The organism is Sphingosinicella sp. LHD-64 (assembly GCF_031157375.1).
GTDB lineage: Bacteria > Pseudomonadota > Alphaproteobacteria > Sphingomonadales > Sphingomonadaceae > Allosphingosinicella.
In genome coordinates, this window is the sequence record NZ_JAVIFV010000003.1 from 570,001 (window position 1) to 590,744 (window position 20,744).

General features: G+C 70.0%; 20 protein-coding genes and 1 pseudogene (1 of these 21 running past the window's edge). 7 read left to right on the forward strand and 14 right to left on the reverse strand.

All coding sequences use genetic code 11. The features are described from left to right. Window positions 1–1,279, forward strand: the 3' portion of a protein-coding gene (locus RCO27_RS10670) for a hypothetical protein (RefSeq protein ID WP_309002657.1). The gene continues 167 nt to the left of window position 1, outside the view; 1,279 of the gene's 1,446 nt are visible here — the last part of the coding sequence; its start codon lies off the left edge, out of view; it ends in the stop codon at window positions 1,277–1,279. Here the strand turns inward: RCO27_RS10670 and RCO27_RS10675 are convergent. Next, window positions 1,276–1,704, reverse strand: coding sequence for a CBS domain-containing protein (locus RCO27_RS10675; protein ID WP_309002658.1), 429 nt, complete (start codon window positions 1,702–1,704; stop codon window positions 1,276–1,278). The two genes, RCO27_RS10670 and RCO27_RS10675, sit on opposite strands and share 4 nt — an antisense overlap. An 86-nt stretch (window positions 1,705–1,790) precedes the next feature. Here RCO27_RS10675 and RCO27_RS10680 point away from each other — a divergent pair, with 86 nt between their 5' ends. Together RCO27_RS10680 and RCO27_RS10685 are read left to right on the forward strand one after the other, a co-directional pair. After that, window positions 1,791–2,102, forward strand: a complete 312-nt coding sequence (locus tag RCO27_RS10680; RefSeq protein WP_309002659.1) for a hypothetical protein — start codon at window positions 1,791–1,793, stop codon at window positions 2,100–2,102. Then, window positions 2,083–2,469 (forward strand): acyl-CoA thioesterase, encoded by a 387-nt coding sequence (locus RCO27_RS10685; RefSeq protein ID WP_309002660.1) that lies wholly within the window; start codon window positions 2,083–2,085, stop codon window positions 2,467–2,469. The genes RCO27_RS10680 and RCO27_RS10685 overlap by 20 nt, the downstream gene beginning before the upstream one ends. Here RCO27_RS10685 and RCO27_RS10690 read toward each other — a convergent pair. From RCO27_RS10690 to hisS, 7 genes are all read right to left on the reverse strand, one after another. Then, a complete protein-coding gene (locus RCO27_RS10690; protein ID WP_309002661.1) occupies window positions 2,466–4,019 on the reverse strand; it encodes a hypothetical protein in 1,554 nt (517 codons plus the stop codon). The genes RCO27_RS10685 and RCO27_RS10690 overlap by 4 nt on opposite strands. Window positions 4,020–4,027: 8 nt before the next feature. Next, window positions 4,028–5,425, reverse strand: a complete 1,398-nt coding sequence (locus RCO27_RS10695; RefSeq protein ID WP_309002662.1) for a DUF4139 domain-containing protein — start codon at window positions 5,423–5,425, stop codon at window positions 4,028–4,030. A 190-nt stretch (window positions 5,426–5,615) separates the two neighbouring features. After that, a complete protein-coding gene (locus RCO27_RS10700; protein WP_309002663.1) occupies window positions 5,616–6,266 on the reverse strand; it encodes a DUF4167 domain-containing protein in 651 nt (216 codons plus the stop codon). A gap of 257 nt (window positions 6,267–6,523) precedes the next feature. Further along, window positions 6,524–7,351, reverse strand: coding sequence for a peptide chain release factor N(5)-glutamine methyltransferase (gene prmC / locus RCO27_RS10705; protein WP_309002664.1), 828 nt, complete (start codon window positions 7,349–7,351; stop codon window positions 6,524–6,526). A gap of 13 nt (window positions 7,352–7,364) precedes the next feature. Beyond that, window positions 7,365–8,741, reverse strand: coding sequence for an amidohydrolase family protein (locus RCO27_RS10710; RefSeq protein ID WP_309002665.1), 1,377 nt, complete (start codon window positions 8,739–8,741; stop codon window positions 7,365–7,367). 218 nt (window positions 8,742–8,959) lie between these two features. Continuing rightward, window positions 8,960–10,036 carry a peptide chain release factor 1 gene (gene prfA / locus RCO27_RS10715; RefSeq protein ID WP_309002666.1) on the reverse strand — a complete coding sequence of 359 codons (1,077 nt, stop codon included), beginning with the start codon at window positions 10,034–10,036 and terminating at the stop codon, window positions 8,960–8,962. Then, window positions 10,033–11,367, reverse strand: a complete 1,335-nt coding sequence (gene hisS / locus RCO27_RS10720; RefSeq protein WP_309002667.1) for a histidine--tRNA ligase — start codon at window positions 11,365–11,367, stop codon at window positions 10,033–10,035. The genes prfA and hisS overlap by 4 nt, the downstream gene beginning before the upstream one ends. 113 nt (window positions 11,368–11,480) lie before the next feature. Between hisS and ppa the strand changes: the two genes are divergently transcribed. Together ppa and RCO27_RS10730 are read left to right on the forward strand one after the other, a co-directional pair. Beyond that, a complete protein-coding gene (gene ppa / locus RCO27_RS10725) occupies window positions 11,481–12,020 on the forward strand; it encodes an inorganic diphosphatase (RefSeq protein ID WP_309002668.1) in 540 nt (179 codons plus the stop codon). 181 nt (window positions 12,021–12,201) lie between these two features. Next, on the forward strand, window positions 12,202–14,112 hold the full coding sequence (locus RCO27_RS10730; protein ID WP_309002669.1) for a peptidase M61: 1,911 nt from the start codon (window positions 12,202–12,204) through the stop codon (window positions 14,110–14,112). Window positions 14,113–14,297: 185 nt separating this feature from the next. Here the strand turns inward: RCO27_RS10730 and RCO27_RS10735 are convergent, their stop codons facing one another. Then, window positions 14,298–14,936 (reverse strand): TetR/AcrR family transcriptional regulator, encoded by a 639-nt coding sequence (locus RCO27_RS10735; protein ID WP_309002670.1) that lies wholly within the window; start codon window positions 14,934–14,936, stop codon window positions 14,298–14,300. Between the two features lie 96 nt (window positions 14,937–15,032). Here RCO27_RS10735 and RCO27_RS10740 point away from each other — a divergent pair, with 96 nt between their 5' ends. After that, window positions 15,033–15,773: an SDR family NAD(P)-dependent oxidoreductase gene (locus RCO27_RS10740; RefSeq protein WP_309002671.1), complete on the forward strand. Its 741-nt coding sequence runs from the start codon at window positions 15,033–15,035 to the stop codon at window positions 15,771–15,773. Further along, a pseudogene (locus RCO27_RS10745) lies at window positions 15,770–16,525 on the forward strand (MFS transporter); the annotation flags it as partial. The gene RCO27_RS10740 and the pseudogene RCO27_RS10745, both read left to right, overlap by 4 nt. 350 nt (window positions 16,526–16,875) lie before the next feature. On the opposite strand, the gene RCO27_RS10750 reads toward RCO27_RS10745, so the two are convergent. From RCO27_RS10750 to ispG, 5 genes are read right to left on the reverse strand one after another with little or no spacing between them, the layout of a single operon-like run. After that, complete coding sequence (locus RCO27_RS10750; protein ID WP_309002672.1) at window positions 16,876–17,364, reverse strand: GNAT family N-acetyltransferase; 489 nt, start codon at window positions 17,362–17,364, stop codon at window positions 16,876–16,878. A 6-nt stretch (window positions 17,365–17,370) separates the two neighbouring features. After that, window positions 17,371–17,985, reverse strand: a complete 615-nt coding sequence (locus RCO27_RS10755; RefSeq protein WP_309003199.1) for a glutathione S-transferase — start codon at window positions 17,983–17,985, stop codon at window positions 17,371–17,373. A 5-nt stretch (window positions 17,986–17,990) separates the two neighbouring features. Next, window positions 17,991–18,896: a DMT family transporter gene (locus tag RCO27_RS10760; RefSeq protein ID WP_309002673.1), complete on the reverse strand. Its 906-nt coding sequence runs from the start codon at window positions 18,894–18,896 to the stop codon at window positions 17,991–17,993. A 55-nt stretch (window positions 18,897–18,951) separates the two neighbouring features. Beyond that, window positions 18,952–19,596 (reverse strand): cation transporter, encoded by a 645-nt coding sequence (locus RCO27_RS10765; RefSeq protein WP_309002674.1) that lies wholly within the window; start codon window positions 19,594–19,596, stop codon window positions 18,952–18,954. Continuing rightward, window positions 19,593–20,717 (reverse strand): flavodoxin-dependent (E)-4-hydroxy-3-methylbut-2-enyl-diphosphate synthase, encoded by a 1,125-nt coding sequence (gene ispG / locus RCO27_RS10770; RefSeq protein ID WP_309002675.1) that lies wholly within the window; start codon window positions 20,715–20,717, stop codon window positions 19,593–19,595. Before ispG ends, RCO27_RS10765 begins: the two co-directional genes overlap by 4 nt. Window positions 20,718–20,744: the final 27 nt, after the last annotated feature.

The window sequence follows — 20,744 nt, forward strand, 5'->3', positions numbered from 1 at the left end:
GACGCGCGCCGACGTGGCGGATCCGGTCCATCTCGAGCCCTGGATCCAGTGGTATTCGCTCCATACCGGTCTGTCGTTCGACCAGCACCGCGTCTTCCACCTGACCGAGGGGGCGAAGGCCGGTCATGACGATCTCTGGCGCGTCGCACACCGCGGCGGCCGCACCGTCGGCAGCTTCGCCAGCATGAACACCCGTCCCTTCGATTTCGCGGGCGGCTTCTATGTCGCCGACCCCTGGTCGGAGGACGGCAATGCGGCACCGGCCGAGCTCGACATCTACAGCCGGTTCGTCGGCAGCAACGTCCGGGAATATTCGAATCCGAACCGGCGCCTGACCCTGGGCGACAAGGCGCGCTTCCTCGCCTTCATGCTGCGCCGGGGCCTCAGCGCCGGCACGGTCGCGCGGATCGTGGCCCAGCTCACCGCCGAGCGGCTGAAGGACCGGCGCCTGTCCTGGCGCCGCGCCGCCCTGCTCGACCGGCTGCAGTTTGACGTCTTCCGCCACTACCAGAGGACCCGCCGGCCGGACTTCTCGACCTTCTTCATCAACAGCACCGCCCATTTCCAGCACAGCTACTGGCGCCACTTCCAGCCCGAGGCGTTCACGGTGAAGCCGCCGGCCGCGGACCTGGCGCTCTACGGCGACGCGATCCTGTTCGGGTACCAGGCGATGGACGCGCTGCTGGGCGCGTTCATGGCGCTGGCCGAGGAGACGGGCGCCATGCTCGTCTTCATGACCGCGCTCAGCCAGCAGCCCTATCTCGACGCCGAGGAGAGCGGCGGACGGCACTTCTACCGCCTGCTCGACGTCGAAGGCCTGTTCCGGCGGCTGGACCTGCCCTTCGCCAATATCGACCCGACGATGACCCACCAGTATCTGGCGACCTTCGCGCGCGACGCCGATCTGGAACGGGCCCGCGCGGCCCTCGGCGGCTTCCGCATGGCGGACGGCCGGGTGCTGTTCGATTTCAACGCGCGCACCGAAGGCGGGCTCTATTTCTCCTGCGACCTGCGCAGCGAGGTGGCCCCCGACGCCCGCATCGTCGCCGGGTCCGGCGAGACGCTGCGGTTCGGCGACCTCCTCTACAGGATCGACGCGACCAAGAGCGGGCGGCACCATCCGGCCGGCGCGCTCTGGTTCGCGACCGGCCGGCACCGGCGCTTCGCCGATCCCGTCTCGATCCTCGACATCTTCCCGACCGCGCTCGACCTCATGGGCGTCGACCGTTCCGGCGCCGAGGGCCGGACCGGTACCTCCTTGGTCGGGCTGCTGCGCTAGACGCTCTGGATATAGTCGAGCATGGCCGCGGCCTCCTGCTCGATCTTGTCCATCCGGTATTTGACGAGGTCGCCGATCGAGACGATGCCGACGATCCGGCCGGCCTCGACGACCGGCAGGTGGCGGATGCGCCGCCGCGTGATCAGCGAGAGCGCCCCCATCACCTCCTTGTCGGGCTCGACGGTGATCGCCGGCGCGGTCATGATCTGCTCGACGGTGAAGTCCAGCGCCGCCGCGCCTTCCTTCTGCAGGCTGTAGATGATGTCGCGCTCCGACATGATGCCGACGACCGCGCCGTCGCGAATCACCGGCAGCGCGCCGATTCGCCGCTCGGCGAGGATCACGATCGCATCGCGCACCGGCGTCGTGCAGCTGACGGTGAGGACCTCGGGTCCCTTGGTGCGGAGAATCGCGGCGATGGTCATGGGCGCGGTTCCTCTTCGTCCCGGCGGCCGGACATGCTCCCGACTCGCCTCTTGATGATCCCACGAGGCGGGGCCAAAGGGAAGCCATGCCCCGCCATGACCCCGTGCCGCCCCGCCGCGGGCCCGACTACGAGCGCGCCGCGGTCGCCTGGGCGAAGTACCGCAAGTTCATGGCCCGGATGATCCTGCTCTCGGTGATCGTCGCCGGCCTCGCGATCGCCTGGCTGGCGCTGAGCGGCGAGCCGCTCAGGCTCCATATGGTGATCGCGACCTTTGCCGGCGTGGCGCTGATGGTGCTGGTCGGGACCGGCCTGATGGGCCTGGTGTTCCTGTCGAACCGCACCGGCCATGACGAAGACGCCGCCCATGGAGGACAGGATGACGACCGGCACATCTAGGCGCGACCCGATTCTGCGCGTCGCCCCCCGGCCCGGCGACATCAACGCCAACGGCCACATCTTCGGCGGCTGGGTCCTCAGCCAGATGGACATCGCCTCGGGCATCGTCGCCGCGCGCGAGGCGGAAGGCGCGGTCGCGACCGTCGCGATCGATTCGATGGAGTTCATCGCCCCGATCCTCCTCCACGACCTCATCTCGGTCTATGCCGAGGTCGAGCGGATCGGCCGCACCTCGATCGCGATCCGCATCGAGGTGATCGCCACCCGCGACCGCGGCCGCGAGGAGGTCAAGGTAACGGAAGGCCTGTTCACCTTCGTCGCGCTCGACGAGAATCACCGGCCCCGGCCGGTCAAGCGCGACGCCTAGGGCCGCGGCGCGCTGAAGCGCAGCTCGGCGCTGCCGTTGGCCGGGACCTGGACCGTCCAGAGCGGGCGGCCGTTGCGCCGGCCGAGCCGCGTGCGCGACTCCACCTCTGCTCCGTCCGCCATGACCTCCGCTTCGAACGCGATCGGCGCGGCCAGGTCGTTGGTGACGGTCACGACATAGTCGCGCATCGCGCGGCCGCCGGCCTTGCGCAGGGTCAGCACCGATTCGGTCCTGACACCCGGCGCCTCGCCGAGGTCGATCTCGACATCCTCTCCCACCGCGCGGTCGGCGAGTGTCCCCTGCCCGATCAGGATCGGCCGCGCACCGCGATCGGCGAACAGGCGAATCCGGCCGGCGGGAAGGGGAAGGCCGAGGCCCTCCTGGGTCCGGTTACGCGTCACCAATGTCCGCCGGGCGGCGCCGGCCCGGTTGCTGTCGTGAAGAGAGAGACTTTGGCGGTAGACGGTGCGGACCTGCACGCCGCCGCGCTGGAGCAGGGCGACCTGCTTCTGGCTGCGTGCCGCGACGGTGACCGGCTCGGGGATGCGATAGAGTTTGAGGTCGCCCAGCTCCTCCTGCTGTGCCTGCATTACCGCCCTTGCGGCGGGCGCGGGCGGCGGCGGCGGTGGGGGCGCCATGGCGTAGGCCGCATCCACGGGAATCCGCGACCCGGTGACCACGATATCCTCGCGATCGAACGCCTCTTCCGGAATGTCGCTGGTCGTCCCCTGGGGCCAGCACTGCAGGTTGAGCGGCGGGCCTTCGGAGGGCGGCACGCGCACGTCGGTGCGGTTGAGGCGACCGGCGACCGCCTGGGTATCCGCCGCGACGAAGCTGGTCTCGTCGGTGCTCGCCAGGGTCAGCCAGGCGAAGAGGTCGATCCGGCTGCCGTCCTCCGAGAGACTGGCGACATAATCGGCCTGCCAGTCGAAGCCCGAGGCGAGATAGGAGAGCGTGACCGTCGCGGTGACCGGCCGGGCCGAGCGTGCGCGGACCGAGAGGGTGGGACGGACCGACAATTCGGCGGGAATGGACTCGTAGACCGGCGTCTCGTTGAGGCCGGTGCAGCGCAAGGTCTCGATCCCGCTCTCGGTTTCCAGCATCACGGCGCCGGCGGCGCCCGAGCGCACGATCGCCTCCTGCTCGCGCACCGCGCCGGTGGCGCGCGAGGTCCGGCGCAGGTGGACCCGGCGGCCCAGCGAGCGATCGAGCAGGGTCGCCGGGGAGAGCAGGTAGGCGTCGCGGTTGCGTTCGACGATGCCTTCGGGAAGGCCGGTGACGATCGCGCTCTGCGGCAGGATGCCGCCGGCGACGCCCTCGAAGCGGATGTTCGATTCGCCGGCGGGGATCGCGACCCGGCGGGTCTCGCTGACCAGGGCGAAGCCGTTCAGCCATTGGAGGTCGGGATCGCGATCCGCCGGCCGGCCGGGATCGCGATAGACCGTGACGTCGACGCTGTCCGGCATCGGCGAGGCGACGATGCCCTGCCCTGCTGCGGACGCCCCGAGCATCAGCAGCGAGAGAAATCCCAGATCGCGGAGCGCCCGCACGCGAAGCCTCAGAATCGCGTGTCGAAGGTCGCGGTGACGGTCGCCTCGCCATTGGCGGGGATGGCGACGCGCCAGAGCGCCTCGTCGGCGGAACGGCGCTGGCTGGCCTGGCTCTCCTCGGCGATGCGGGTGTCGCCCCAGAGGCCCGCCTGCAACAGGTCGACGGTGACCGCGTCGGGCCGGGCATTGGTGAGGGTGTAGCGCATCGTGGTGCGCCAGCGGCTGGCGTTCACCCGTTCGCGCCGTTCGACCACCGGCTGGACCTTCACGTCGAAGGCCTGGCCGGTGACGAGACCGAGCTCGGAACCCATCGGCGTGTGGCCGATCGGGCTTTCGCCGACGAACTGGGGATTGCCGCGCGCGTCGCGCTGGTAGACGCGGACCGTGCCGGCCGGCAGCGCGTCGCCGAGCCCCTGGTCGCGCGACGAGGAGAAGCGCAGCACGGTGTTCGCGCTCTGCGCCTCGTCGAACGTGCCGAGCCAGGCATTGCGGAACTCGTAGGCGCGGCTGGCCGGCGTGTTGGCGACGTCGAGGAAGCTCACCTGCTTGGTCTGGCGGTTGGCGATCGTGGTGCGCTCGGGCAGCGGATAGAGATAATAGTCGCCGAGCCGCTCGCGCTCCGACGTCTCGGTGCCCGGCTGGCGGATCGGCCCGGCGCCGCGGCGCCGCGGCACAGCGCCGCTCCCACCGCCCGGCTGACCGGCGACGAGCAGCACGTCGGCATTGGTGTAGGGCGTGCCGCTGGTGTTGGTGAGGGTGATCCAGCCCTGCACGTCCATCCGCCCGGCCGTCTCGTCGAACAGGGCGACATAGTCGGCCTGCCAGCCGAGGCCGGGGGTCAGATAGGTGAGCGTGACCGGGCGGCGCCCGCCGCGCTCGCTCTGCACCGTGACCGAGAGGGTCGGGCGCGCGCGCAGATTCTCCGGCACCCGATCGAAGATCACGCGGACCGGCAGGCCGTCGTCGCGCAGCACTTCGATCCGCTCGCCGATCTGGAGGACGACGCCGCCGTTCGCGGCGAGCACCCGCGCCCGCTCGCGCGTCTCCTGGCCGTTGGCCGGGTTGGTGCGCACCAGCGTGATGGTCTCGCCGACTGCCTTCTGCATCAACGCGGCGGGCGAGAGCAGGTCGAAGTCGAAATTCTGCTCGACGATGCCAAGCCCCTCGCCAGTCAGCGTGACCGTCTGCGGCTGGATCTGGGCCGAGACGTCGGGAAATTCCTGGCGCGAGCGGCCGGCGCCGATGGCGAGCTGGCGGGTGTCCTGCACCAGCGCGAGATCGCCATTGTAGATGGTGACCGAGACGTCGCCCTGCGCGGTCTCGGACGGCGGCGGGATTTCGGCCCGGATCTGGGCGAAGGCCGGCCCGGCGGCCAGCAGGGTCGAAAGCAGCAACGCGACACGCATAAAGCAACGCTCCCCCGGATCAGTGTCCGGATGGAGCGTCCTACAGTCTCGCTTGCGGGTCAATGAACGAGATGGCGTTTCTCAACAGCCACTCCGTCACCCTGAACTTGTTTCAGGGTCCAGCACTCCAACCGCGCCGCTGTCTCGGAACTGGATGCTGAAACAAGTTCAGCATGACAGCCTGAGACAATTAGGCGGCGGGGGCGATCTCGTCCTCGCCGCGCGGGCGCCGGGGACGGCGGGTCCGCGCCGGGCGCGGCGCCTCTTCGGCCGCCTCGTTCTCGTCATGGCTGGCGCCGTTGGTCGCCGAGATCGCCGGCGGCAGGACGTCGAGCGCGATCCGCTCGCCCCCACCGTCATTGGCGTCGCCATGCTCCTGGCCAGCCGCCTCGCCCTCCTCGCGGCGGCCGCGGCCGCGGCGGGCGCGATACTCGCCGTTGCGGGGCCCGCGCTCCTCGCGGCGCGGCGGCGCCTCGCGGCGGGGCTCGTCGCCCTCGTCGGAGTCCTCCGCGGCCTCGGACGTATCGGCAGCGTTCAGCTCCTCCTCGCCCTCGTCCTCGTCGCCATAATCGTCGCGCTGCCGGCGCTGCTCCTCGAAGCGCGCGCGGTTCTCGTTGAGGACGCGGAAATAATGGTCGGCAAACTGGAGGAAATATTCGGTCTGGACGCGATCGCCCTGCATCTGCGCGTCGCGGGCCAGGCCCTTGTACTTCTCGAGCAGCTGGGCGGCGTTGCCGCGCTGACGATTGTCCTGGCGGTTGCCGGGATTGGGATTGCTGCCGGGCGGACGACCGCCGCCCCCGCGACCGCGCCTGCGGCCGCCCTGACGATTGTTGATCAAACGAAAATCCTCACCAAGGGTGGTTTCACTCTCACCTCGGCCGGGCCCTTCCCGGCCAGCTTCACTTGCACGACCCCAGAGGGCTGAACCCGCACCTCGAGGGGCACGAGTCCGGACACCTCACCAAATCGCCCTGCCAAGCGACCAAGCAATCGGGGGTCGGCGACGTCAGGCCCTCACGCATCCTGCTGTGGTTGGCCCCGTCCCTGGACCCCTATGTAGTCAGGCCGACGGCCAAATCCAAGGGGAAAAACGCCTCACTCCCGGTTCGCCACCAGAATGAGGCAACGGATCACCCCATTAAGGTCTCCAAGTGACGAAACCGTGAATCTACGGTAGCCGAAAATCGCCGTCACGGCCGCCTCCTGCCCGGCCCCGATTTCGACGCAGGCGACGCCGCCGGGCGCGAGCAGGCGGGCGATCTCGGGCGCGAGGCGGCGATAGTCGTCGAGGCCATCGGGGCCTGCATAGAGCGCCTCGGGCGGTTCCCAGTCCGCCACGCCGGCCGGCAGCGGCGCCGCCGATTCGATATAGGGCGGGTTGCACAGGATAAGGTCGAAAGGGCCGTCGATCCCTTCGCCCCAGTCACCCAGGTGCAGATCGGCACGATCTGCAAGGCCGAGGCGCTCCGCATTGCGCCGGGCGTAGGCCAGCGCGGTCTCGGACCGGTCGATGCCGAGACCGCGCGCATCGGGCCATTGGTCGAGCGCGGCGAGCAGCAAGGTGCCCGGTCCGGTGCCGAGATCGAGGATCGTGGCCGGGCGGCCGGTGCCGAAATGGTCGATCGCCGCCGCGATCAGCGTCTCGCTGTCCGGCCGCGGCACGAGCACGCCCGGGCCGACCTCCAGCTCGATCGTCCAGAAGGCGCGCCGGCCGAGGATGTAGGCGACGGGTTCGTGGGCAAGGCGTCGTTCGAGCAGGGGGCCGAATCCGGCAGGCGCCTCGGCCCGTGTGTGAGCCAGCAGCAGCACCTCGCGCGCCACGCCCAGCGCGTGCGCCATCAGCAGCTCGGCATCGAGCCGCGGCGTCGCGGACACGCTTTCGAGCCGCCGGGCGGCGTCGCGAAGCGCATCCTGGACGGTCATTGCGCCGGGCGGATCAGCTGCGATAGCGCGCGGCGATCTCGGCAAGGCGCGCCCGGATCTGCGCCTCGGCGAGCCAGCGGCCGTTCACCATCACCCCGGCGCGGCGCCGGACGTTGGCGACGTCGGCGAGCGGATCGGCCTCGAGCAGGATGAGGTCGGCGCGCTGTCCCGCCGCGACGGTCCCGGCCTGGCCCTCTTCGCCGAGGAAGACGGCAACGTTGCGGGTGCCGGTGGCGAGCGCCTGATAGGGCGTCAGGCCGGCCGCGACGAGGACGCGCAGCTCGTGATGGATGGAGAAGCCCGGCACCTGGAAGATCTGCGGCGCGTCCGAGCCGAGCAGCAGGCCGGCGCCGGCGTCGTGCAACGCACGGATCACCCGCCCGCGCAGCTCGGTGAAGCGCTGCGCGGTCGCGGCATCGTAGGCGGGCTGGGCCTGCTGGCTGTTGCGCGCCTGGACCCATTGGGCGCGCATCGGGGGCGGGACATAGGCCGTTTCCGGGCGCGCCAGCAGCTCTTCGGTGGTCGGGCTGGCGAGCAGCACATGATGGATGAGGCTTTCGGTCGGCACGTTCCAGACGCCCGCGGCGCGGATGCGCTGGGCCAGCGCGGGGATGCGCGCCGCGTCGACCGCCCCGGCATGATAGATGCCGAAGAAGCCGCCGGGCCCGGCCGGTGCCGCGCCTTCGGGCAGCAGCGCGGTCACGAAGTCGTCGAGATGGTCGACGGTCGCCTGACGGACCTCCAGCGCGCGCGCCAGGCCCACATCGACGGGGACGTGGCCGCCGAACGGGATGCCCGCCGTGCGCGCCGCCTCGGCGATCGCGTCGTAGCGCGCCCGGTCGAGACCGGGGTGGATCTTCAGGAAATCGTAGCCCGCCGCCTTCTGCTCGGCGACCATCCGGCGTCCGTCCGCGGGCGTCGCGACGCTGTTGCCGTTGAGCGAGGGGCCGGACGTGTAGATGCGGGGCGATACGATTTCGCCGCGCGCGGCGCGCTCACGCAGGGCGAGGTGGTGCGGGGCGCCGAGCATCGAGCGGGCGAAGGTGATGCCGTTGGCCGCGTAGAGGAACAGCACGTCCTCGGTCCATTGCGCCTGATCCGCCTGGGGCGGGACGTGCGCGTGCATCTCGGCGAGGCCGGGCATCAGGTAGCGGCCCCGGCCCTCGATCCGCGTCGCGCCGTCCGGCACGGGGGTGCTCGCCGCGGGGCCCATCGCCGCGATCCGGCCGTCGCGGACGACCACCGTCTGGTCCGGCAGATGCCGTTCGCGGTCCATCGGCACGACGGTGACGTTGGTGATGGCATAGGTGCCGGCCGATTGCGCCATGGCCGGCGGGTCCGGCAGCAGGCCGAGCACCGACAGGATTGCGATGATCGCGTATTTCAGCACCGGCCCTCTCCTCTTGCTTCCCGGCCAACCTGCCACGGACGGCCCGCGGCGGCAATCGGTGCCCAGGCTCCAGGGCGCGATCATCTTAAGCTGCATCGTCATTGCGAGCGCAGCGAAGCAATCCAGTGCGGCCTTCGAGTCAGGCTGGATTGCTTCGTCGCTTCGCTCCTCGCAATGACGAGATGTTTCAGGCTAAGCTGATCATGCTCTAAGGCACCCTAGGTGTCGTCGAGGCTCGCCAGCCGCTCCGCCTCGTCCTCGGCGATGAGGGCGGCAACCAGCTCGTCCATCTGGCCTTCGAGGATCTCGGGGAGGCGGTGGAGGGTGAGGTTGATCCGGTGGTCGGTCACCCGGCCCTGCGGGAAATTGTAGGTGCGGATGCGCTCGGAGCGGTCGCCCGAGCCGACCATCGAGCGCCGCGCGCCGGTCCGCTCGGCGTTCAGCCGCTCGCGCTCGGCCTCGTAGAGGCGGGTGCGCAGCACCTTCATCGCCTTGGCGCGGTTCTTGTGCTGCGAGCGCTCGTCCTGCTGGATGACGACGATTCCCGACGGAATATGCGTGATCCGCACCGCGCTGTCGGTCGTGTTCACGCCCTGCCCGCCCGGACCGGACGAACGATAGATGTCGATGCGCAGGTCCTTTTCGTCGATCTGGACGTCGACCTCCTCGGCCTCGGGCAGCACCGCGACGGTCGCCGCGGACGTGTGGATGCGCCCGCCGCTCTCGGTGACCGGCACGCGCTGGACACGGTGGACGCCGCTCTCGAACTTCAATCGCGCGAACACGCCCTGGCCGGTGACCGAGGCGATCGCCTCCTTGAAGCCGCCCAGCTCGGCCGCGGTCGCCGAGACCATCTCGAAGCGCCAGCCGCGGATTTCGGCATAACGCTGGTACATGCGCAGCAGATCGCCGGCGAACAAAGCCGCCTCGTCGCCGCCGGTGCCGGCGCGGACCTCGAGCATCGCCGGGCGCTCGTCGGCGGCGTCGCGCGGCAGCAGCTTCAGCGCCAGCGCCCGCTCGGCCGCCTCGAGCTGCACCTTGTTCTCGACCAGCTCCTCGGCGGCCATCGCGCGGAGCTCCTCGTCCGCCTCGTGCGTCATCTCGGCGAGCGACGCCGCCTCGTCGCGCAGCCGCCTGACCTCGCGCGCCGCCTCGGCGACCGGCTCGATCTCGGCATAATCCTTGGAGAGCTTCACGAACGACTGCGGATCGAGATCGCCCGCGGCCATCGCCGTCTGCAATTCCTCCTTGCGCGCCTCGATGGCGGCAATGCGTTCGGCGGAGATGCGGGTCATCGCTTGTCGTCGCCGAGCAGCGGGATGTCGTTGAGTGTGTCGCCCATGCCCTCTTCGTACATTTCGACGGCCTGCTGGGCAGCCTCCGCCACCCATTGCAAGTCGTCCACAGCTGCGACTTCCTGGCGGCCGGTCGCCATTTCCCTGATCGTGACCGTGCGGTTCGCGACCTCGTCACCGCCGACGATCGCGACCAGGAAGGCGCCATCAGCGTCGGCGCGCGTCATGCGCCGCTTGAGATTGCCACGAAACGCCATGTCGGCGCGCGCACCTTTGGCCCGAAGACGCGTCAGCACGGTGCGGGCGTAGGATTCATACTCGGCGCCGACCGGGACGACGGCGACGCCCAGCCGCGTCTTCAACGGCGTCTCAATCATCATCGCCAGCCGCTCGATCCCCGCCGCCCAGCCGATCGCCGGCGTGTGCGGGCCGCCGAGGCTTTCGACGAGGCCGTCATAGCGGCCGCCGGCGAGAACCGTGCCCTGTGCACCGAGGCGATCGGTGACGAATTCGAAGGCAGTGTGGCGGTAATAATCGAGGCCGCGCACGAGGCGGGCGTTGCGCGTCCAGGCGACGCCGGCGGCATCGAGGCCGGCGGTCACCGCGGCGAAGAAGTCGCTCGCCTCCGCCGTCAGGAAGGCGTCGATGTCCGGCGCACTGTCGGCGATCGGGCGGTCCCGCGGGTCCTTGCTGTCGAGGATGCGCAGCGGGTTCTTGTCGAGCCGGGCGAGGCTGTCCTCGGAAAGATCGCCGCGATGCGCCTCGAAATGCGCGACCAGGGCGGCACGCCACGCCTCGCGCGTCGCCGCGTCGCCCAACGTGTTGAGCTGGAGCGTGATGCCCCCATCCTCTTTGGCGCCGATGCCGAGCTCGTTGAGGAGCTGGTCGGCGAGGACGAGCAATTCCACGTCCGCCGCCGGAGCGTCGGTGCCGATGATCTCGGCGTCGAGCTGGTGGAATTGGCGGTAGCGGCCCTTCTGCGGCCGCTCGTAGCGGAACACCGGGCCCCAGGTGGCGAGCTTCAGCGGCGCGTGCTGCTGCCAGCCTTCGGAGAGATAGGCGCGGCACAGGCCCGCGGTGAATTCGGGGCGCAGCGTGATCGAATCCCCGCCTTTGTCCTCGAACGTGTACATCTCCTTGGAGACGACGTCGGTGGTCTCGCCGATCGAGCGGGCGAAGACTTGCGTGTCCTCGAACACCGGAATCTCGACCCGCTGGAACGCGTAGAGCCGGCGCACGCGATCGAAGACCGCGGTGACCGCGTGAAAGCGGTCGGCCTCCTCTCCCCAAATGTCCTGGGTACCCCTGATCCGTTGCGGACCCTTGCTCATCGGCGCGCCCTTTAGCAGTTTTGCGCGCCGCGGGAAGACCTGCATGATTTTTGTGCAGGTGCGAAGAAACGGGGTTCGACTCCCGCCGTTCCGGGCGTATAGGCGCGCCCATCATGAACATCGACCTCATCCCCGTCGGCGACAATCCGCCCGAATCGATCAACGTCATCATCGAGGTGCCGACCGGCGGCGAGCCGGTGAAGTACGAGTTCGACAAGAAATCGGGCGCCCTGTTCGTCGACCGCATCCTGCACACGCCGATGCGCTATCCGGCCAATTACGGCTTCGTGCCGCACACCTTGTCGCCGGACGGCGACCCGCTCGACGCGCTGGTGATCGCGCGCTCGCCCTTCGTGCCGGGCTGCGTCGTGCGCGCCCGCCCGATCGGCGTGCTGAAGCTCGAGGACGAGCATGGCGGCGACGAGAAGCTCATCTGCGTGCCGGTCGACAGCACCTTCCCTTATTATTCGGACGTCGGCGAGCGGCAGGACCTGCCCTCGATCGTGCTCCAGCAGATCGAGCACTTCTTCAAGCACTACAAGGACCTCGAAGAAGAGAAGTGGGTCCGCATCGGCCAGTGGGGCGACGCCGCCGAGGCGCGGGCGATCCTCATCGAGGCGATCGAGCGGGCGAAGGGGAAGGCAGCGGCCTAGCCCGTTGCCTCTTCCGTCATGCTGAACTTGTTTCAGCATCCAGCGTCGAGCCACCGTACGGATGGAGAGCTGGACCCTGAAACAAGTTCAGGGTGACCTAGGAACGTAAGAGCGTGGATGGACTGGACGATTTTCGTCCGTCTTATATGACTAAGGCTCCCGCACTCCGACGGAGCCCCTGATGCGCAGCCTTCTCCTCGCCGCGACCGCCATTGCCCTCGCCGTTCCCGCTTTCGCCCAGGTCGAGACGAGCCGGCCGCAGCCGCTGCCGGTCGCGCAATCGGTGCCCGAGGCGCGGGATATCGCCTATCCGGGAACGATCCGGCTGGAGGTCGACGCGACCGACACGGCGCGGGGCATCTACCGCGTCACCGAGACAATTCCCGTGGAATCGGGCCGCGTCACCCTGCTCTATCCGCAATGGCTGCCCGGCAATCACGCGCCGCGCGGGCCGATCAACAGTATCGCCGGGATCACCATCACCGCGGGCAACCGTACGCTCGCCTGGCGGCGCGACCCGCGCGACGTCTACGCCTTCCATGTCGACGTGCCCGAGGGTGTGCGCTCGATCCGCGTCCAGTTCCAGCACCTGTCGCCGACCGCCGGCAATCAGGGCCGGATCACAATGACGCCCAACCTGCTGAACCTGCAATGGGAGAAGATGTCGCTCTACCCGGCCGGCTATTACACGCGGAACATCCCGGTCGAGGCGAGCGTGACGATCCCCGAAGGCTGGACGGCGGCGACCTCGCTCGACGTCGCCGCGCGCCGCGCGAACCGGATCAGCTACCGCAGCGTCCCCTACGAGACCCTGGTCGATTCCCCGATCTTCGCCGGCCGCTACAGCCGGCGCGAGCGGCTCGCCGAGGGGATCAACCTCAACCTCTTCGCCGACCGGCCGGGCGACCTCGCCGCGACCGAGCCGCAGCTCGCCGCCCACCGCCGCCTCGCCGAGCAGACCCTCCGCCTGTTCGGCGCGCGCCACTATGACGAATATGAGTTCCTCGTCGCACTGACCGACGATCTCGGCGGCATCGGACTCGAGCATCTGCGCTCGTCCGAGAACAGTCATCCACGCACCTATTTCACCGAGTGGGACAAGGGCTCGGCCGGCCGCGACCTGCTCGCGCACGAATTCACCCACAGCTGGAACGGCAAGTATCGCCGCCCGGCCGACCTGTGGACGCCGACCTACAACGTGCCGATGCAGGACAGCCTGCTCTGGCTCTACGAGGGCCAGACCCAGTTCTGGGGCTATGTCCTCTCCGCCCGCTCGGGCATGATGCCGGCCGAGGACGTGCTCGCCGACTTCGCCCGCACCGCGGCCTTCTACGACACCGTCCCCGGGCGCAGTTGGCGGCCGCTGCTCGACACCACCAACGATCCCATCGTCCAGTCGCGCCGGCCGCAGCCCTGGTCGAGCTGGATGCGCGGCGAGGACTATTATTCCGAAGGGATGCTGATCTGGCTGGAGGTCGACGCGCGGTTGCGCCAGCTCTCCGGCGGACGCCGCTCGATCGACGATTTCGCCCGCGCCTTCTTCGGCCAGCGCGACGGCGACGAGGGCATTTCGACCTACAGGTTCGAGGACATCGTGCGGACGCTCAACGGAATCGCGCCCTACGACTGGGCGACGTACCTGCGCCAGCGGGTCGAGCAGACCGGCCCCGCGCCACTCGCCTGGATCGAGGCGGCCGGCTACCGCCTCGTCTACCGCGACACGCCGCCGCCCTATTTCACCGCACGGGAGCGCGACCGGAAGATCCTCGACCTCACCTTCACCATCGGCATCACCGTCGGCGAGGGCGGCGTGATCGGCGGCGTCGCGTGGGATTCGCCCCTGTTCAACCAGGGCGTCACCACCGGCTCGACCATCTTGGCGGTGAACGGCGAGGCCTATTCGAACGACCTCTTCAAGGAGGCCATCACCGCGGCGCGGGGCGGCCGCACGCCGATCCGCCTGCTGATCAAGCGCGACGACCGCTACCGCGAGGTCGCGCTCGATTACCATGACGGCCTGCGCTACCCGGCGCTGGAGCGGACCGGCTCCGGCCCCTCGACGCTCGACGCGCTGCTGGCGCCTTTGCCTTGAGCGATATGTCAAAAACCCTCGCTCATCCTGAGTAGGGACTGAGCTTGGCGAAGGCCCGTATCGAAGGACCTGTTGGATGCGCCCTGCGTCCTTCGATAATGAGCAGGCCGGATTGTCCCCCGGACAATCCTGAAGCATGCGGGGCATGCTTCACCTGCTCATGGTTCGACAAGCTCAACGGCTACTCAGGATGAGCGGAGGGAAGATTTCACCGCAGCGCCTCCAGCTACCCAGCGATCCCAGCCCAGCATCGCGCCGCGCGCGACCGCCTCGAGCGCCTCGCGGCGGGCACCGTCGCGGGCCAGCACCGACATGCCGGTCTGCACGCTGAGATAGAAGGCGGCCGCGCCGGCCGCGTCGAAATCCGCCGGCAGCTCGCCCTCGGTGACGGCGCGGCGGAGACGGTTTGCGAGCTGATCGAGATTCTCCCGCCGCCGCGCCCTCAGCTCGCGATGGACCGCATCCCCGTCGTCGCAGCCATGCTGCGCGCCCAGCACGATCAGGCAACCGGGCGGATCGGCGGGATCGGAAAAGGCAGCGGCCGTCGCCAGCAGCAGATGCTCAACCGCGGTCCGGGCATCTGGAATCTCGTCCAGTTCTTTCCAGAAGCCGCCGCCCGCGCGGTCCGAGTAATGGGCCAGCGCTTCACGGAACAGGCCTTCCTTGCTGCCGAACGCCGCGTAGAGGCTGGGCGCGTTTATCCCCATCGCCTCGGTCAGCTCCGCGAGCGAGGTGCCTTCATAGGTCTTCGTCCAGAACAGCCGCATCGCCCGTTCCAGCGCCTCGGTGCGGTCGAACCCGCGCGGCCGGCCACGTTCCGCCATCTGCGATCCTTTCTGTAGTGTTCGTTATATATTCCTCTTGACCCGCGGGACAAGCCACCGATATCTGTAGCGAACACTACAGATATGGAGATTCGCATGACTCGTCTGACTGGCAAGCGCGCCCTCGTGACCGGGGGCAGCCGCGGCATCGGTGCCGCCATCGCGCGGCGGCTGGCGGCGGAGGGCGCCGACGTCGCGCTCACCTACACCGCCTCGGCCGACGCCGCCGAACAGGTGGCCGCACAGATCGTGAAGGGCGGCCGCAAGGCGCTCGCGATCCGCGCCGACAACCGCGACGCCGCCGCGGTCGAAGCGGCCGTCAACCAGGCCGCCGAGGCGCTCGGCGGCCTCGACATCCTCGTCAACAATGCCGGCATCTGGGCGGCCGCGCCGGGCGAAACGCTGAGCCTCGAGGCGTTCGACGAGACGATCGCGGTCAATCTGCGCGCCGCCTTCGTCGCGGTCCGCGCCGCCCTTCCGCACATGGGCGAAGGCGGGCGGATCGTCGCGATCGGCAGCAACCTCGCGATCCGCGCCCCGCATGAAGGCCTCGCCGCTTATGCCGCCAGCAAGGCCGGGCTCGCCGCGATGAGCCAGGCGCTGGCCCGCGACCTCGGCCCGCGCGGCATCACCGTCAACACCGTCCACCCGGGCTCGACCGACACCGACATGAACCCCGCCAACGGCGAGCATGCCGGCCCGCAGGTCGCCCTGATGGCGCGCAAGCACTATGCCGATCCGGCCGAGGTCGCCGCCGCCGTCGCCTTCCTCGCCGCGCCCGAGGCGCAGTCTATCACCGGCGCGGCGCTCACCATCGACAATGGCCAGAACGCGTGACCGGCACGAAGCCGGGCGCCGCGCTCGCGCTCGGCTTCGGGGCGGCAGTGGTCGTGGCGGCGGAGTTCGTCGTCATCGGCCTGCTGCCCGCGATGAGCGCCGATCTCGGCCTCTCGCCCGCCGAGGCAGGTTGGCTCGTTACCCTGTTCGCGCTGGCCTCGGCGCTGCTCGGGCCGATGCTGGTCGCCGCGACCGTGCGCCTCAGGCCGGCGCTCGTCATGGCCGCCGCGCTCATCCCGTTCGCCGGCAGCCTGCTGCTCCTGCTCTTTCCCGATTTCCTGTTCGTCGCAGCGTTGCGCGTGGCCCAGGGCGCGACGCTGCCGCTGTTCATGAGCATCGCGACGGCACAATTGGCGGCCGCGCAGGGCACCGGGCGCGGCGTGGCCCTCACCTATATCGGCGTGACGATCGGCGGCACGCTCGCCCCGCCGCTGGGCGCGTTCGCCGCCGATCGCATCGGCTGGGAGATGGCGATCGCCGCGATCGGTGCGCTGGCGCTGGGCGCCGCCGCGGCCTCCTTCGCCGTCGGGGGCGACACGCCGACGGACCGGCCCGGCGCATCCTGGCGATTGCTCGCCCGGCCGGCGATGCGCGCGCACCTCCTGCTGTCGGCCTTGCTGTTCGCGACGATGTTCTGCGGCTTCAGCTACAGCGCGCTGCTGCTGGCGCGCCACAGCCTCGATCCGGCCGGCGTCGCCATCGCCCTGTCCGGCTTCGGCCTGGCCGGCCTCGCGGGCAACTGGCTTGCCGGACTGGCGGCGCGCTGGTCGCTGGGCGCGAGCCACATCGTGGCGGCCGCGACGGCCGGCGCCGCCATATGGCTTGCCCTGTCCGCCGCATCGAGCCCGCCGGCGCTCGCTTCCCTGATGCTGCTGTGGGGCGCGGCGCACGCCGCCGGCTTCGTGTCCTGCCAGGTGCGCGTGATGGCGGCCGCACCCGAGGCGCCGGGCTTCGCCGGCGCGCTCAACATCTCGGCCGCCAATCTCGGCATCGCGGCGGGCAGCTTCCTCGGCGGCCTGGCGCTCACGCAGGCCGGACCCGAAGCGCTCGCCGCCACCTGTCTCGCGCTCGCGCTGCTCTCGATCGCGACGGTGCTGTGGCTTCAGCGCGCCGCGGCCAGCGCTTCCAGCGCGGCGCCGTCGACCCGCTGCACCGTCCATTCGTCCATCGGCCGCGCGCCGAGCGATCGGCAGAAGTCGATCGCCAGCTGGTTCCAATCAAGCACCGCCCATTCCAGCCGTGCGCAGCTCCGCTCGACAGCCAGCTGGGCCAAACGAGCCAGCAGCGCCCTGCCCGCGCCGCGCCCCCGTGCCTCGGGCGTCACGAACAGGTCCTCGAGATAGAGGCCCGGCTTTCCCTCGAAGGTCGAGAAGGTGTGGAAGAACAGCGCGAAGCCGACCGGCGCGCCGTCGGCTTCCGCGATCAGCACCTCCGCCTTCGGCCGGTCGCCGAACAGGTGGGCCGCCAGCGTGGCGCGATCCGCGCGGACCTCGTGGGCGAGCTTCTCATAGTCGGCGAGCGCCAGGATGAAGCCGTGGACGAGATCGAGATCGGCCGGAACCGCCTCGCGGATGCTGAATGTGCCGGTCATCTTCCCTCATCCACGGAAATTGCGCGCCATCACCCGCGCGATCGCCGGATTCGCGAGGGCCGCATCGGCCGCAGCGGCGACCCGCGGCGTCTGGGCGTCGAACCACTCCCGCCGCGGCCGCCAGTGGACCATCGCCGCGACATAGATGTCGAGGGCGGACAGCCGCGCGCCCAGCACATGCGGGGCGCCGACCTCCGGCTCGAACTGGCGCCAGAGCTGCTTGCGCCAGGCCAGCGTCGATTCGACCAGGCCGGCCGCGTCCTTCGACCAGCGCGCCGGATAGTCGCCATAGGTGAAGGTCGGATAGACGTTCGCCACCATCCAGACGAGCCAGCGCAGGAAGCGCGGCCGCTCCGGCGCGCCCGGCGGGGGCGCGAGCGGCGCCTCCGGCACGATGTCGGCGAGGTGGAGCGCGATCGCCGCCGTCTCGGTCATCACCGTCCCGTCGGCGAGCAGGAGCGCCGGCACCTGCGCCAGCGGATTGACCTCGATCAGCCGCGCGCGCGCCGGCCCCGGCTGGTCGAAGCCGGCCACATCGACGAAATCATAGGGCTGTCCCGCCACCTCCAGCATCGCCTCGGCGATGGTCGAGCCCCAGCCGGGCACGCCGAAGAGGGTCATGCGGGTCACTGGCCGATCTCCACCGCGGGGGCCTGCGCGCCGCCGCCACGGCGCGCGGCGGCAAGGCAGGCGGCGACGATCATCGCGGCGCCGAGCAGGGTGAGCGGCTGCACCGGCTCGGCGAAGACGAGGAAGCCGAACAGGCTCGCCCAGACGAAGGCGGTATATTCGACCGGCGCCAGATATTGCGCCTCGGCCCGCGCATAGGCCCAGGACAGGCACATCAGCGAGAAGAAGGCGAGGGCGGCGGCACCCATCACCGCCGGCAGCTCGGCGACCGGCGGCATTTCGGCGAGGACGGGCGAGGCGAGGAGGAAGCAGCTCGTCATGATCGCGCTCATGAAGAAGGCGACCTCCATCGGCTCGGCGACCTGCGCCTGCTGGCGCATCAGGATGATGTTGTAGGCATAGAGCGCTGCCGAGGCGAGGATGGCGAGGGCGCCGTGCAGCGCCTCGGGGCCCAGCTCCGCCTCCGCCTGGCCGGCGAGGATGACGAGCACGCCGGCGAACCCGAACAGCGAGGCGAACACGGCCCGGCGCGCGATCTTCTCCTTGAGGATGACGGCGGCGAGATAGAGCGCGATCAGCGGCGCGACGAAGGCGAGCGCCACGCCCTGCGCCAGCGGCACGCGCGCCAGCCCCCAGAAGAAAAGCAGGGCCATCACCGCCGAGAGCACGCCGCGGATGAGATGGAGGCGCAGCACCGCCCGAGCCGGCCAGCCCTTGCCCAGCGCGAAGAACACGGCGCCGCCGAGCACCGCGCCGGCCATCGTCCGCCACAGCAGCGCATTGTAGGTGCCGATCGCCAGCACGAGATGCTTCATCACCGCGTCCATCGTCGAGAAGAGCGCGATGCCGAGCGTGGCGACCGCGAACGGGATGGCGACGGACGCAGGCGGCGGGGCGGGCATGGACGGCCCATAGCCAGGCCGCCCTGGCCTGGCGAGCCGCATTCGGCGCGCGGGGCTATTCGGCCGGCTGGGGCGCGCCGCGCCGGAACTGCGGCCAGGCCTCCCTCAGCACCCGCACCGCCGAACGCAGAAACAGAAAGGCAATCACCCCCGCCACCGCGATGTCGGGCCAGGCCGCGCCGGTCCAGGCCACGCCGCCGGCTGCGACCAGCACGCCGACATTGGCGATCACGTCGTTGCGCGAGCATTCGAAGGTGCTCGACAGGTTCACGTCGTCGGCCCGGAACCGCCAGAGCAGCCGCAGGCAGGCGAGATTGGCGACGAGCGCGATGCCGCCGAAGACGAGCATCAGCGTCGTCTCGGGCGGAACCCCGTAGGCCAGCTTGACGCCGATCTGTCCGAGGACCGCAAGGCCGAGGACCAGGATGAACCCGCCTTTCGCCAGCGCCGCGCCGGCCCGCCAGCGCGCCGAGCGGTCGAGCGCGTAGAGGCTGAACGCGTAGACGAGCGCGTCGCCGAACATGTCGGCCGAATCGGCCATCAGCGCGGCCGAACCGGCGACGAGGCCAGCGGTGAACTCGACGACGAACATCGCGGCGTTGATCGCGAGGACGACGATCAGGACCTTGCGGACGTCCGCACGCCGCGCCGCGGCCGCGGCGACCTCGGCCTCCTTGGCATGGCAGCAATGGGCGCTCATTCCGCCGCGGCGGCGATCCCGGCGTCCGCCGCCTCGATCTCCGCCGCCTTCGCCTCGACCAGCCTGACGATATGGTCGATCATGTCGGCGTCCTGGACATGATGGTCGGTGACGCCGGAGAGGTAGACCATATGCTTGCCGTTGCCGCCGCCGGTGATGCCGATGTCGGTCTCGCGCGCCTCGCCCGGGCCGTTGACGACGCAGCCGAGCACCGAAAGCGACATCGGCGTGCGGATATGCTGGAGTCGCTCCTCCAGCTTCTCGACGGTGCGGATCACGTCGAAGCCCTGCCGCGCGCAGGACGGGCAGGAAACGACGCGGACGCCCCGGTTGCGGATGCCGAGCGCTTTGAGGATCTCGAAGCCGACGCGGACCTCCTCCTCGGGCTCGGCGGAGAGCGAGACGCGGATCGTGTCGCCGATCCCGAACCAGAGCAAGGAGCCGATGCCGATCGCGCTCTTGACCGTGCCGCCGCGCTGGCCGCCCGCCTCGGTGATGCCGAGGTGAAGCGGGCAATCGACCGCCTCGGCGAGCTGCTGGTAGGCGGCGACGGCGAGGAACTGGTCGGACGCCTTCACCGCGACCTTGAATTCGTGGAAGTCGTGATCCTGGAGCAGCTTGATATGGTCGAGCGCGCTCTCGACCAAAGCCTCCGGGCAGGGCTCGCCATATTTCTCGAGCAGGTCCCTCTCGAGACTTCCGGCGTTGACGCCGATCCGCATCGAGCAGCCGTTCGCCTTGGCCGCGCGCACCACCTCGGCGACCCGCTCGGACGAACCGATATTGCCGGGGTTGATCCGGAGGCAGGCCGCGCCGGCGTCGGCTGCTTCCAGCGCGCGCTTGTAGTGGAAATGGATGTCGGCGACGACCGGCACGTTCGCGGCGCGGGTGATCTCGCGCATCGCCGTGGTCGATTCGACGTCCGGGCAGGAGACCCGGATGATGTCGACCCCCACCTCCTCGCACCGCCGGATCTGGTCGATCGTCGCCTTCGCGTCGGAGGTCGGCGTGTTGGTCATCGTCTGGACGGTGACCGGCGCGTCGCCGCCGACCGGCACATGGCCGACCATGATCTGGCGGGACGGGCGGCGCGTGATGTCGCGCCAGGGGCGAATGGACATGGCGCGCATATAGAGGGTTGACGTGCC